This window comes from Nocardiopsis sp. NRRL B-16309 (assembly GCF_001279585.1).
In the GTDB taxonomy this organism is placed as follows: domain Bacteria; phylum Actinomycetota; class Actinomycetes; order Streptosporangiales; family Streptosporangiaceae; genus Nocardiopsis.
In genome coordinates, this window is the sequence record NZ_LGEC01000058.1 from 221,934 (window position 1) to 233,927 (window position 11,994).

General features: G+C 72.2%; 11 protein-coding genes. 6 read left to right on the top strand and 5 right to left on the bottom strand.

Annotation, left to right across the window (positions count from 1 at the left end; all coding sequences use genetic code 11):
• Positions 1-156: 156 nt before the first annotated feature.
• From ADL05_RS07610 to ADL05_RS07620, 3 genes are all read left to right on the top strand, one after another.
• Positions 157-573 (top strand): DUF4307 domain-containing protein, encoded by a 417-nt coding sequence (locus ADL05_RS07610; protein ID WP_053616149.1) that lies wholly within the window; start codon positions 157-159, stop codon positions 571-573.
• 183 nt (positions 574-756) lie between these two features.
• Positions 757-1,257 (top strand): transcription elongation factor GreA, encoded by a 501-nt coding sequence (gene greA, locus ADL05_RS07615; protein ID WP_053616150.1) that lies wholly within the window; start codon positions 757-759, stop codon positions 1,255-1,257.
• A 162-nt stretch (positions 1,258-1,419) separates the two neighbouring features.
• Positions 1,420-2,016: an RDD family protein gene (locus tag ADL05_RS07620; protein ID WP_053616151.1), complete on the top strand. Its 597-nt coding sequence runs from the start codon at positions 1,420-1,422 to the stop codon at positions 2,014-2,016.
• Positions 2,017-2,044: 28 nt separating this feature from the next.
• On the opposite strand, the gene ADL05_RS07625 is transcribed toward ADL05_RS07620, so the two are convergent.
• The 3 genes from ADL05_RS07625 to ADL05_RS07635 form a co-directional block, all read right to left on the bottom strand.
• Positions 2,045-3,826, bottom strand: coding sequence for a cation:proton antiporter (locus ADL05_RS07625; RefSeq protein WP_082376183.1), 1,782 nt, complete (start codon positions 3,824-3,826; stop codon positions 2,045-2,047).
• 84 nt (positions 3,827-3,910) lie between these two features.
• The gene (locus ADL05_RS07630; RefSeq protein ID WP_053616152.1) at positions 3,911-5,371 is read right to left on the bottom strand and encodes a hypothetical protein; all 1,461 of its coding nucleotides are present in this window, start codon (positions 5,369-5,371) and stop codon (positions 3,911-3,913) included.
• A 126-nt stretch (positions 5,372-5,497) separates the two neighbouring features.
• The gene (locus tag ADL05_RS07635) at positions 5,498-6,676 is read right to left on the bottom strand and encodes an FIST N-terminal domain-containing protein (protein WP_053616194.1); all 1,179 of its coding nucleotides are present in this window, start codon (positions 6,674-6,676) and stop codon (positions 5,498-5,500) included.
• Between the two features lie 269 nt (positions 6,677-6,945).
• Between ADL05_RS07635 and ADL05_RS07640 the strand changes: the two genes are divergently transcribed.
• Complete coding sequence (locus ADL05_RS07640; protein WP_053616153.1) at positions 6,946-8,367, top strand: sigma 54-interacting transcriptional regulator; 1,422 nt, start codon at positions 6,946-6,948, stop codon at positions 8,365-8,367.
• Between the two features lie 253 nt (positions 8,368-8,620).
• On the top strand, positions 8,621-9,739 hold the full coding sequence (locus ADL05_RS07645) for a VWA domain-containing protein (protein WP_053616154.1): 1,119 nt from the start codon (positions 8,621-8,623) through the stop codon (positions 9,737-9,739).
• A gap of 6 nt (positions 9,740-9,745) precedes the next feature.
• On the opposite strand, the gene ADL05_RS07650 is transcribed toward ADL05_RS07645, so the two are convergent.
• Both ADL05_RS07650 and ADL05_RS07655 read right to left on the bottom strand, forming a co-directional pair.
• Positions 9,746-10,558: a GntR family transcriptional regulator gene (locus ADL05_RS07650; RefSeq protein ID WP_053616155.1), complete on the bottom strand. Its 813-nt coding sequence runs from the start codon at positions 10,556-10,558 to the stop codon at positions 9,746-9,748.
• 8 nt (positions 10,559-10,566) lie between these two features.
• Positions 10,567-11,298, bottom strand: coding sequence for a GntR family transcriptional regulator (locus ADL05_RS07655; RefSeq protein ID WP_053616156.1), 732 nt, complete (start codon positions 11,296-11,298; stop codon positions 10,567-10,569).
• A 302-nt stretch (positions 11,299-11,600) separates the two neighbouring features.
• Between ADL05_RS07655 and ADL05_RS07660 the strand changes: the two genes are divergently transcribed.
• Positions 11,601-11,876 carry a hypothetical protein gene (locus ADL05_RS07660; protein WP_053616157.1) on the top strand — a complete coding sequence of 92 codons (276 nt, stop codon included), beginning with the start codon at positions 11,601-11,603 and terminating at the stop codon, positions 11,874-11,876.
• The last annotated feature ends 118 nt before the right edge of the window (positions 11,877-11,994 follow it).

An 11,994-nucleotide genomic window follows, 5' to 3' on the forward strand; every position in this document is an offset into this window, starting at 1 on the left:
CGGAAGGGATCTCCTTGACTCGGTGGGCGGACGCGTGGTCGCGGCCGTCCGGACGCCCCTCGCCCTCGTCCCCGCGACTCACGCACGGGCCGAGTAGGGGGGCTGTCAGGTCGGGGATATCTTAGACAACACCGTCCCCTTGTTCGGAGATTCCCGATGCAGCCGACCCCGGAAGAAGACCCCGTGAACAGTGCCGACACCGCGCCCGCGCTACGCAAGCGGCACGGCAACGGCCCGGTCTTCTTCGTCATCGCGACCGTGTTCGCGGTGCTGTGCGCCGTCGGCTGGGGCTATTCCGTCATGAACTACAGCGGGCTGGGCGGCGGCGTGTACCACCAGGTGGTGTCGTACTCGGTCGCCTCGGCCGACGAGGCGGCCATCACCTACGAGGTGAACAGCCGCGACGGGGCCGACTGCCTCATCACCGCGCTGGACGACCAGCACGTCGAGGTCGGCCAGACCAGGTCCTCCGTCCAGGCCGGGAACCGAATGGTCTCCACGACCGTTGACACGGTTCGTCGGGCTTCCACGGTAGAAGTGGCCTCCTGCAGGGAACAAGGTTCGCAGGACTGATCCGCACAGACCCACAGACCGCCCCTGCCGGTCCCGGCCACCACCGCTGAACCGACATGTCACCGCACGACGTGCGCCGAGGCCTCCGACGAGGAGAACGTGCGCCACGACGCACGGTGATATTCTCGTAAGTTCAGCTCTGGCCGCCTGGTGGCCTTTGCTACTAGCACTCAAGGAGTTCCCGTGACCCAGACCCGCGATGACAACGTCACCTGGCTCACCCAGGAGGCGTATGACCGGCTCAAGGGAGAGCTGGACCACCTGTCGGGGAGTGGTCGCATCGAGATCGCGGAGAAGATCGAGGCGGCCCGAGAAGAAGGCGACCTCAAGGAGAACGGCGGATACCACGCCGCCAAGGAGGAACAGGGCAAGATGGAGGCCCGCATCCTCCAGCTCACCGAGATCCTGCGCACCGCCCGGGTGGGCGAGGCTCCCCGCACCGAAGGCGTGGTCGGCCCCGGCATGACCGTCACCGTCAAGTTCGACGGCGACGAGGAGGAGGTCACCTTCCTGCTCGCGTCCCGCGAGGAGAGCGGCGCCCCCATCGACGTCTACTCTCCGAGGTCACCCCTGGGCGCGGCCATCAACGGCAAGCGCGTGGGCGAGAACGTGAGCTACAAGCTCCCCAACGGCAAGAGCCTGGGTGTCGAGATCATCGACGCGGTCCCCTACAGCGGCATGTGACCGGCACGGTGTTGACCGAAAGGGGCGGCTCCGGCCGCCCCTTTCGGTCTGTGTACTCCGGAAAGGGCGTGTGCCGTGACGGGGTCCGTCGGTACTCTGGAACCTGCGCCGGCCCGCGACGCTCACGGTGACCACCACTCCCACGGAGAGACGCCCACGCCGATGTCCTCGCCCCACTGGAACCCCCCTCCGCACGGCCGCCCCTCCTCCGGCGGGTGGGAGATGGCCGCGTACCCGCCCGGTCCCGCGCCGACGCCTCCACCCGGTTGGGGGCCGTCCGCGGCGGCCCCGCGTCCCCCCGCCCTGGAGCCTGCGTCGTTCGGCCGCCGCCTGGCCGCGCGGACCATCGACTACGTGCTGGCGGGCATCACGGCCGTGGCGTTCTTCTTCGTCATGATCATCGTGACGGTGGCCATCACCGGCGACAGCGACTCCACTGACGGCGAGGCGGCCCTGTGGTTGCTGCTGTGGCTGTTCGGGTGGGGGCTCCTGCTGTTCTTCTACGACTGGCTGTACCTGGTCACGTGGGGCCGCACGATCGGCAAGCTGGTGCTGGGGATCAAGGTGGTCACCGCCGCCGACGGGAGCCGGCTCACCCAGGGCCAGGCCGTGCGCCGGTCGGCGGTCTTCTGCCTGCCCCAGACCCTGCCCGTGGCGGGCCACCTGTTCTCGCTCGGGGAGTCGATGGCCGCGCTCGGCACCAGCGCGCAGGCCCTGCACGACCGTTCGGCGGGCACGCTGGTCGTGCGCGTCAGGTAGGCGGGGGGCCGGGTCCGGGCTCGTCGGTTCAGGAAGCGGTGCCCGAGCCCGGCTCCTCAGGCTCGTCGGGCCCGGAGGCGGTGCCCGATGCCGGGCCGCGCGTGTCGTCGGGCCCGGAGGCGGTGCCCGGGCCGTCCTGCTCCCCCGGCTCGCCGCGGCCGTCGGAACCGGCGGGGCCGCCGCGCTCGGCGTGCTCGCGGACCAGTTCCAGGATGTACTCCGCGCCCCGTTCGTAGGGTTCCACCACCATGTCGGCCCCCGCCGCGCGCAACCGCTCGGCGTCGCGCCGGGTCAGCGTGGACAGCACCACCGTTCCCCCGTACTCGTGGTGCTGGAGCGCGTGCAGCAGCACCAGGTCGACGTTGGACGACGGGATCGCGCTGATCACCATCGGCGTGGTCGCCAGCGGCAGCGCCTCCAGGAACTCCACGTCCTCGGCGCTGCCGTACACCGTGGTCACCCTCGGGTGGATGGACCGGGCGACCCTCTGCGGGTCGTAGTCCACGGCCAGGACGTCGTATCCGGCCTCGGCGATGCGCTGGGCCGTGCTGCGTCCCATCCGGCCCAGGCCGTAGAGGATCACGTCCGCCCGCCCCGTCAGGTCGTCGGGCAGCCGCCGGGTCCGGCCGATCCGGTCCAGCGGCTCCAGCCAGCGCTTGAGCAGGTCGTAGAGCTGCTTGGAGTACAGGATCAGGTACGTGGAGATACCGATCGTGATCAGGCCCACCACGGTCACCAGGCTCAGCGTCGTACTGGTGATGTGCCCCAGACTCAGCCCGAGCGCGGCCAGGATCAGGGAGAACTCACTGATCTGGGCGACGGAGAGGCCCGACAGGAAGCCGATCCGGACCGGGTACCCCATCAGCCGCATGATCAGCACGACGATGAGCGGGTTGCCGACCAGGACGAACAGCGACAGCAGCCCGGCCTCCAGCAACTGCCGCGAGGCGTCGCCGAACTCCAGCTGCGCGCCGAGCTGGATGAAGAAGAACAGCAGCAGGAAGTCCCGCAGGCTCACCAGCCGTGCGCCGAGCGCGTCCCGGTAGGTCGTCGAGGCCAGGGACATGCCCGCGAGGAAGGCGCCCACCTCCAGGCTGAAGCCGAGCCACTCGGTGAGCGCCGCCACGGACACGGCGTAGGCCACGCCGAAGATCACCAGGAGTTCCTGCGAGCGCGCGATGTAGTGCAGGAGCCACGGCAGCACGAACCGCGACAGCAGCGCGAGCCCGACCAGGAGCCCCGCCCCGGTGCCCACCGTCAGCGCGACGCGCTCGGGCACGGCCTCGGAGCTGGCGCGGCCGAAGGACGTCAGCGCGATCATGACCAGGACCACGACGATGTCCTGGATGATGAGGAAGCCGACCGCGATCCGGCCGTGCAGCTGGTCCAGCTCCCGCTTGTCCGAGAGCAGCTTGACGATGATGATCGTGGACGAGAAGGTCAGCGCCACGGCCACGTAGAGCGCGGTGACGGAGTCCATGCCCAGCCCGAGGGCGATCCCGTACCCGATGACCGAGGTGAACACCACCTGGCCGATACCGGTGGCCAGCGCGACCGGCCCGGTCGTGCGGATCAGGTGCAGGTCGAGCCGCAGACCGACCATGAACAGCAGCATCGCGATGCCGGTCTGGGCGAGGAGTTCGATGACGCCCTCGTGCGAGACCAGCCCCAGGCCCACCGGACCGACGAGGATGCCGACGGCGATGTAGGACACGATGAGCGGCTGCCGCAACAGGTTTCCGAGCAGCGCCACGGCAGCCGCCACCGCCAGGACCGCGGCGAACACCCAGAAGTCGTCTGCAGCCGTCATTGTCCTGATCGAAACACATGTGTACTGGTCGACGCGAGCACGAACCGCAAAATCCGCCCCTTGTTCGGTCCCGCCGGGCGTGCGTCAGGGCCGCGGAGGGGCGGTGCCGGGCGCGCACTCGGGAGCCTGGTCGCCGCCGTCGGCGAACACCGCCGGGACGTAGTGGTCCGCGCCGATCCGGTACCAGGCCCGATCCGTGCCGAAGGGCCCTGTCGCGGAGTCGCCCGCGGTACGGCACTCGACGTCCACGTTGGCCGCGTGGGCGGCCAGGCCGACCGGGTCGAACTCCAGTCCGGGACCGTCGCGCACGATCACCGGGTCGCTGCGCGTGCTCGTGGCGATCTCCGCGCGGGCGCGGTACTCGCCGGTCCACAGGTAGTCGACCTCCACCCAGCCGTTGGTGGGCAGCTGGAGGCCGTGGCGGAACGCGCCGTCGGCGAGGTCGATTCCGGCGGGATTGGCCACGCGGCGGCCGAAGCCGTCGAGGCCGTCGTTGTAGCCCTCGGCGTAGGCGGCCTGGGCCTGGGGTCGGCCGCGGTCCAGGTCGCGCCAGGACTGGCGGTCGTCGTTCCAGTGGTCGTCGGTGATGTTCCACGGGCCGACGTCCCACACGGGCAGGTAGACGCAGCGCGGCTCGTGGTTCTCGGTGTCGCCCCTGCCCTCGGGGCCCAGGGCGCCGGTGGTGCACACGCGCACGGTGTACTCGCCGCCGCCGCGCGCGGCCAGGCCCCGCCGGGAGGGCAGGGCGGCGAAGTGGTCGTCGGGCCGCACGGTGTGGCCGTTCGCGGTGGTACCGCCCACCAGCCCGATCCGGGTGGCGAAGAGCCGCGCGGAGAAGGGCGGGTCGGGCACGTCCTCCTCGACGGACCCTTCCTCGCCCTCGCCGTTCTCGGCGTCCCCGTCATTCCCGGCGCCCTCGCCGTTCTCGGAGTCCTCGCCGTTCTCGGGGTCCCCGTCGCCCTCGCCGTTCTCGGCGCCCCCGTCGCTACCGTCGGTCTCGTCCGCCTCGTCGCTCCCGTCACCCTGCTCCGGCTCCGCGTCGAGGGGTTCGAGCGGTCGCAGCCGCACCCCGTCGATGGCGGCGTCGGCGCCGTCCACCTTCACGCGCACCTGGACCTCGAACACGCCCGCGTCGAGGATCACCCGGCCGCCGCCGTCGGGGACGGGGTGCCACTCCGTCCACATGCCGTCGGACCGGGTACCGCGCGCCTCGGCGGTGACGTCCTCCGCCGTGCCCTCGCCCTGGAGCCGCACGTCCAGAACGTCGGTCGCCTCCTCCAGGGGCTGCTCGGGGAAGGTCGCCAGCCCGCTGCGCGCACTCCCCGGATCGCGGCGCGGCGCGGCCGGGCCGCCGACCTCCTCGGCGTCCAGGCGCAGCGCCCCGTCGTCGAGCACCAGTCCGACCCGGTCGGCGGACTCCAGGTCCTGCCGGATCCAGCCGTCCTCCGCGTGTGCCACGGGCACGGCCGTCGGCAGCAGCAGGGCCGCCACCCCCAGTACCGTCATGGTCCGTATCGCGGTGCTCTCGCACCGGTCGTCCGCCATCGCGCCATCCCCCACCCATCACCTTGAGCACCTGAAGAATCACTCTCAGTAATAGCCCGGTTCTGGGCACACTCAAGGAGCTTGTGGCGAGTGTTGGTGATCCGCCGGTAAAAGTCCGACTCGCCCTCAGCGGGAGAAGGCCAGCAGGCAGGCGGTGAACTCGTGCACGTGGTTGACCCCGCTCACCGGTCCGATCTCGCCCGCGGCGAAGAGCCCGGCGACCGCGTCCACGCCCAGGATGCGGCGGACCGCGAGCACGTCGTGGTCGGGGCCGGGGAACAGGGCGGAGCCGCGGCCGTTGCAGGAGAACAGCAGGCCCGCGCCGACACTCCGGTCGGTGCCGAAGGAGGCGAGTCTGCGCGCCAGGTCCTCGTCGGCCGTCCCGGCGTCGCGGACCTGGAAGCGCACGGTCTGACCGACCTCGACCATGTCGCCGATGGTGAGCGCGCCGATCTCGGGATCGGCCCCGCTGAGCGACCGGATCAGGAAGTCGCCCTGTTCGTGGTGGTCGGCGTACTCGTCCATGGCGATGCCGATGTGCAGCCCCTGGGCGGCCAGCTCCCGGTCCTCCTCGGACAGTCCTTCGACCAGCTCCTCCAGCTTCTCGTAGGCGTTGGTGCCCGCCAGCTCGACGAGCAGGTTGCCCTCGGCCTTGGTCACGGTCATGCTCGGGCCGATCGGCCGGCACCCCTGGCTGACCACGGTGCCCAGCACGCCGTCGCCGCCCACCAGGACGCCGATCGCGCCGTTCTCCGCGACCTCGCCGTCGACGAAGAGGCGGACCGACTCCTCCCCGCGCAGCCCGTCGGCCATCCCGCCGACGACCGGCAGCCCGTGCAGCGCGTCGGTGGACTCGCGCACGAACGCCTGCGTGGGGAACTCGTAGGGGTTGGCGAGCAGGATGGCGGCCCGGTCGCGCGGGCCGGGCTCGCGCATGCCGACGACGGCCAGGTGGTCGCCCTCGATCACGGTGTCGAGCCGGAACGGGGTGATCTCCACGTCCGGCAGGCTGGCGCACCAGACGCTGACCGCGCCCTGGCCCTCCACACTCCGGCCGCCGCCGATCACGCCGGTCGAGCTGCACCCCAGGGTGACGGCGTCCCCGGCGAGCGCCATCACGCGCTTGCCCGCGAGCGTGACCTCCTCCGGGTCCGACCCGCACACGAAGAAGCACACCAGGTCGGCGCCGCCGCCCCCGGCCGCCGCCGCGCTCCCGTCCAACTGCTCCAGGGCCGCCATGACGGCGCGTTCGGCCGCGTTCACGAGGTCGGCCCCCGTCGTCAGTGCATCGCCGAACCGTGCCACCTGCCGCCACCCCGCTTCCACCGACGCGTCGCGCCGGATCTCGGACTCCGCCGTCATCCCCATTCTTCCACTCCCGGGCCGAACCAGCCCTGCTCACGTCGACCTACCACCCGTCACCTCGGTGTCCGTCGCGCGAAGAGTGCGGGGCCACCGTCCCCGCCGGAGGGCCCCGGCACCCGCGTTACCCCTCCGGCCACCCGCCGTCGACCCGGCGTTCACTCCCGCGCACCGGCGGCGCCTGCGCGGCGGCCGGTACGTACACTGCGGGAGTGACCCACGACTCACCCCCGCCGACCGGTCTCCCCCACACCCTCGACGACCTGCGCGCGTCCGGCCACGTGCACCGGCCCGTCGCCGTGGAGGTGCGCGAGAACCTCCTGCGGCGCATGGGCTCCGGGCAGGCCCGCTTCCCGGGCGTGCACGGCTTCGACACCACCGTGCTCCCCCAGGTGGAACGGGCCCTGCTGGCGGGGCACGACATCGTGCTGCTGGGCGAGCGCGGCCAGGGCAAGAGCCGACTCATCCGCGCCGTCGCCGCCCTGCTCGACGAGTGGTCCCCCGCGGTGGACGGCTGCGCGATCAACGACCACCCCTACGCCCCGGTCTGTCCGGGCTGCCGGCGGCGTTCGGCGGCGGAGGGCGGCGCCCTCCCGGTGGTCTGGCGGCACCGGCGGGAGCGCTACGGCGAGAAGCTGGCCACGCCGGACACCGGTGTCGGCGAGCTGATCGGGGACGTGGACCCGGCACGGCTGGCGGAGGGGCGTTCGCTCGGCGACCCCGAGACCGTGCACTACGGCCTGGTGCCGCGCGCCAACAGGGGCGTGTTCTGCGTGAACGAGCTGCCGGACCTGCCCGCGCGCGCCCAGGTGGCGCTGTTCAACGTGTTGGAGGAACGCGACCTCCAGATCCGCGGGTACACGCTGCGCCTGCCCCTGGACATCCTGGTGGTGGCGAGCGCCAACCCGGAGGACTACACGAACCGGGGGCGGATCGTGACGCCGCTCAAGGACCGCTTCGGCGCCCAGGTGCGGACCCACTATCCGCCGGGGCTCGACGACGAACTGGCGCTGATCCGGCAGGAGGCGGACCTGCCGCCGGGCACGTGCGTGCCCTCGCACCTGCTGGAGGCCGTGGCGCGCTTCACCCGCCTGGTCCGGGCGAGCCGGAAGGTGGATCCCCGCTCCGGGGTCTCCGTGCGCTTCTCGGTGGCCGCCGCGGAGACCGTGGCCGCGTCCGCCCTGCGCCGGGCGGCCATGGTCGGCGAGGAGGTGCCCGTCGCCCGGGTGTGCGACCTGCCCGCGGTGGTGGAGCCGCTGCTCGGCAAGGTCGAGTTCGACATCGCCGCCGAGGGCCGGGAGGCGGAGGTGCTGCACGCCCTGCTGCGCCGGGCGGTCGCGGAGGTCTTCCGCGAGCGGCTGGGCGAGGCGGACCTGTCACCGCTCGGCGACCGGTTCTCCGGCGGCGGCACGGTGGAGACCGGTGACCTGGTCGGAGCGGCGGAGCTGCTGCGCCGGGTCGGCGGGGTGCCGGGGCTGGCGGACATGATCTCCCGCGCGGCGCCCGAGGAGCGGGACGGCCCGCCGACCCCGGGGCTGGCGGCGGCGGTGGTGGAGTTCGCGCTAGAGGGGCTGTACCTGGAGCGGAGGCTGTCGAAGGACACCGTGCCCGACGGCGGCGTCTACCGCTTCTGACCTGCGGCGGCATGAAGACGGGCCCACCGCGCAGCGGGCACCCGGGGCGATGGTGGGCGACGGAAAGACAAGGGCCGCGGCCGGAGGCCGTCCGTTGAGGGCGGAAGCCCCCACCACCGCGCAGCGGACACACGGGGCGATGGCGGGTGACGGGAAGAATCAAAGCCGCGGCCGGAGGCCATCCGTTGAGGGTGGAAGCCCCCACCCTCCGCGCAGCGGACACACGGGGCGATGGTGGGCGACGGGAGGGCGAGTGAGATTCCGATACCGGCGGTACACCGGCGGGCCCGACCCGTTGGCCGAGCCAGATCCGCCGACCGGCGCGGCACGGCGCGCCCTCGACGACCTCCGTGCCCTGGTGGCGGAGGCCGACACGGACTCCGACGCCGACCGCGCGGAACTCGCGGCCCTGGAGGCGGCCCTGTCCCGCTACGGGGAGGGTGACCGGTCCGCGGCGGCCGAGATGGCCCCCTCCGACCTGCTCCGGCTGCTGGGACCCGAGGGCGAGGCGGCCCGGGCCCGGCTGGACTCGGGCGACCACGGCCTGAGCCCCCGCGAGCTGCGCCGCCTCGGCGACGCGGCGCTGCGCGAGATCGACCGGGGCCGGGGAACGCCCGGCGGGCACGCGGGACGCACCGGCACCGGTGGGACGGCCGGCGAACCGACCGGCGCGTTCCTGCCGCACGAGATCGCCGGGGACCGGCCCCTGGACGCGGCCGCCACCGCGCGGGAGGCGGCCCTGCGCCGCGCCCGCGCCGACGGCCCCGCCCTGCTCCCCGAGGACCTGCGCGTCGCCGAGGCCGAACCGGAGTCCGCCGCGGCGGTGTCCCTGCTCATCGACCTGTCCCACTCGATGGTGACGCGGTCGCTGCACGAGGCCGCCACCCGGGCGGCCCTGGCCCTGCACGCCCTGGTCCGCACGCGCCACCCCCACGACCGGGTGCAGGTGGTCGGCTTCGGCGAGAGCGCCGCCGAGCTCACCCCCGCCGCACTGGTCGCGCACGACTGGCGCGGCGTGCCCGGCACCAACCTGCACCACGCCCTGCGCCTGGCCCGGGGCCACCTGCGGCGGCACCGCGGGCTCGCCCCCCGGATCCTGGTGGTCACCGACGGCGAGCCCACCGCCCACCTGGACGAGGACGGCGAAGCGCGGTTCGCCTGGCCGCCCACTCCGCGCACGGTCGAGGTGACCCTGGCCGAGCTCGACGCGGCGCTGCGCGAGGGCGCCGAGGCCACCTTCGTCCTGCTGGCCGACGATCCCCGGCTGCGCGCCTTCCGCGCCCTGGTCGAGCGCCGCCGGGGCGTGCGGGTCCTCGACGCCGACGCCGACCTCCTCGGCCCCCTGCTCCTGGACCGCTACCGGCGGCGCTGACCGGCGTCAGCGCTCGAAGATGTTGACGTCCGAGGCCATCAGCAGCAGTTCCTCGGGGGCGTCGCCGCCCGAGTACAGCAGCTGGTGCCGGTTGGCGGGCATGATCGTCTCGGTGAACCGCAGCGGGCGCTCGCCCTCGTGCGCCACGCGCTCCTGCACGAGCAGCGGGATGCCCGGGCCGAGGCCGAAGGAGTCGGCCTCGTCCTGGGACGGCATCCGCGCGCCCACGATGTCCCAGTTCCAGTCCTCCCGGTAGCCGAGTTCGCGCAGCACCGCGCTGACCCCCTCGTCCAGGCGTTCGGGGGACATGAGTGCGGTGTTGTTGGCGATGCTGAAGGGGAAGTAGGTGACCTGGGACTGCCAGAGGCCGCCCTCGACGAATCGGTCACACGAACGGATGACGACGAGCCCGCCGTAAGGACCGTTCTCGTCGGCGTCGAAGCGCAGCCGCTTGGCCACCTTCGGGCGCATGGTGTCCAGGCTGACCTTGATCTTCTCGTCGACCTGGTAGTAGCCCGCCTCGCGCAGGTGCGGCTGGTAGCCGGCCTCGAACCGCTCGGAGTCGCTGCCGCCCGAGATCGGCGTGGCCAGGTGGATGATGGGCTGGTGGTCGGCGGCGAAGGCGCCCCGGCCGGCCTGGATGGTGATGCGCCCCTCGTCCTGGAGGATGCGCATGCCGAGCCGCGCGGTGGCGCGGGAGACGTCGAAGCGCTCGGCGAGCTCCTCCTCACCCGGCAGGCGGTCGCCCGGCTGGTAGTCACCCCGCGTGAGTGCCTCGCGCAGGTGGTCGGCGACCACGGTCTTCCTCGACGTGCTCATGTGCTGGCTCAGTCCCGGTGGTAGGCCTTGAGGTTGCCGTGTTCGAACTGGTACCGGATGCTGTGCCCGGCGTACACAGTGTGCACCAGTCTGATCGGGCGCTCTTCGGAGTAGTCGGTGCGATGGACGTCCAGAACCGGGACTCCTGGGGGGAGTTCGAGCTGTGACGTCTCCTGTGGCGTGGGCATACGTGTTTCCAGCTCGTCCACGTAGCCGACCTGCCGGTGGCCGTGTTCGAGCAGCACCACCAGGGCGCTCTCGACGTCCTCGGGCAGCATGAGCGGCGTGCCCTGGACGAGTTCCATGGGGTAGTACGCCGAACTGATGGAGCCGGACTGCTCGCCGGAGAACCGGTACATCCGGCGCACGACGGTCATGTCGCCCTCGGGCACGCGCAGTCGGCTGGCGATGTCCGGCGTGGCGCTCAGGAGCTGGAGCTCCTCCAGCGTCTGGCCGGACAGCGCCGACTCGTTGAGCCCGTCGGCTCCGCCCTTGGTCCGGGTGGCGTAGAAGGTCTCCGGCACGACGTCCTGGACGAAGTGGCCGCGGCCCGGCCTGCTGAGGATGAGGCCCTGGTTGCGCAGCATGCCGAGCGCGAGCCTGATGGTGTTGCGGGACGCGTCGAAGCGCTCTTCCAGCTGCTTCTCCGACGGCAGCTGACCGCCCAACGGCAGGCTTCCCTCCTGGATCTCCCGCCTCAGCGCCCGAGCGATCTGTCGATATCTACTTTCTGCCCGCATAAGTCAGCCCTCGGGGGGTATCAGTGGGTCAGGTCAACTTGTACCAACAAGGTGAGCGGTACACCAGCCGAACAAGTCCATCCGGTTCTCCTAGGCCCATCTTAGGTGAAGGCCACACTCAGTACACGGCAGAGCAGCCGGAAGGACACCTGGAAAGGGGAAGATCACAGCACAGCCCGATCCGACCGACGGATCTCCGCCCACCACCGACGGAAAACAGACGTGCCGACACGGACAGACCCGCCCCGTACCACCGGGGGGCGGACGACGAACTGACCACCCCCGAACCGAAGGTGACCCCTATGATCCCCGTCTTCATCGCATTCATCGGTCTCGTGCTCCTGGGGCTGGCCGCGGGGTTCTTCCTCGCCATCTCCATCGGCATCCGCCGCCAGGACAACCGCGGGCGCTACCGCTCCCTCCGCGAGGAGGACGACAACAGTGCCCTCTCCCGCACCGGCAGCCTCGTCGTCGGCCTGCGCTTCGCCAACGGCACCGCCACCGAGCGCCGTGACCGCACCCCCGGCCCGGCCGGTACGCGGGACCCCCTCCAGGAGCGCACTCCCTCCGCGGTCTGACCCCCCGCGACAGCTCCCGCACCACGAAGGACATGCCGTGAAGGGCCCGGCAGAGCGGCCGGGGCACCCTCACGGCCAGGCCGCGCGGGCGCGCACCGACCGGCTCGGCCCCTCCCGA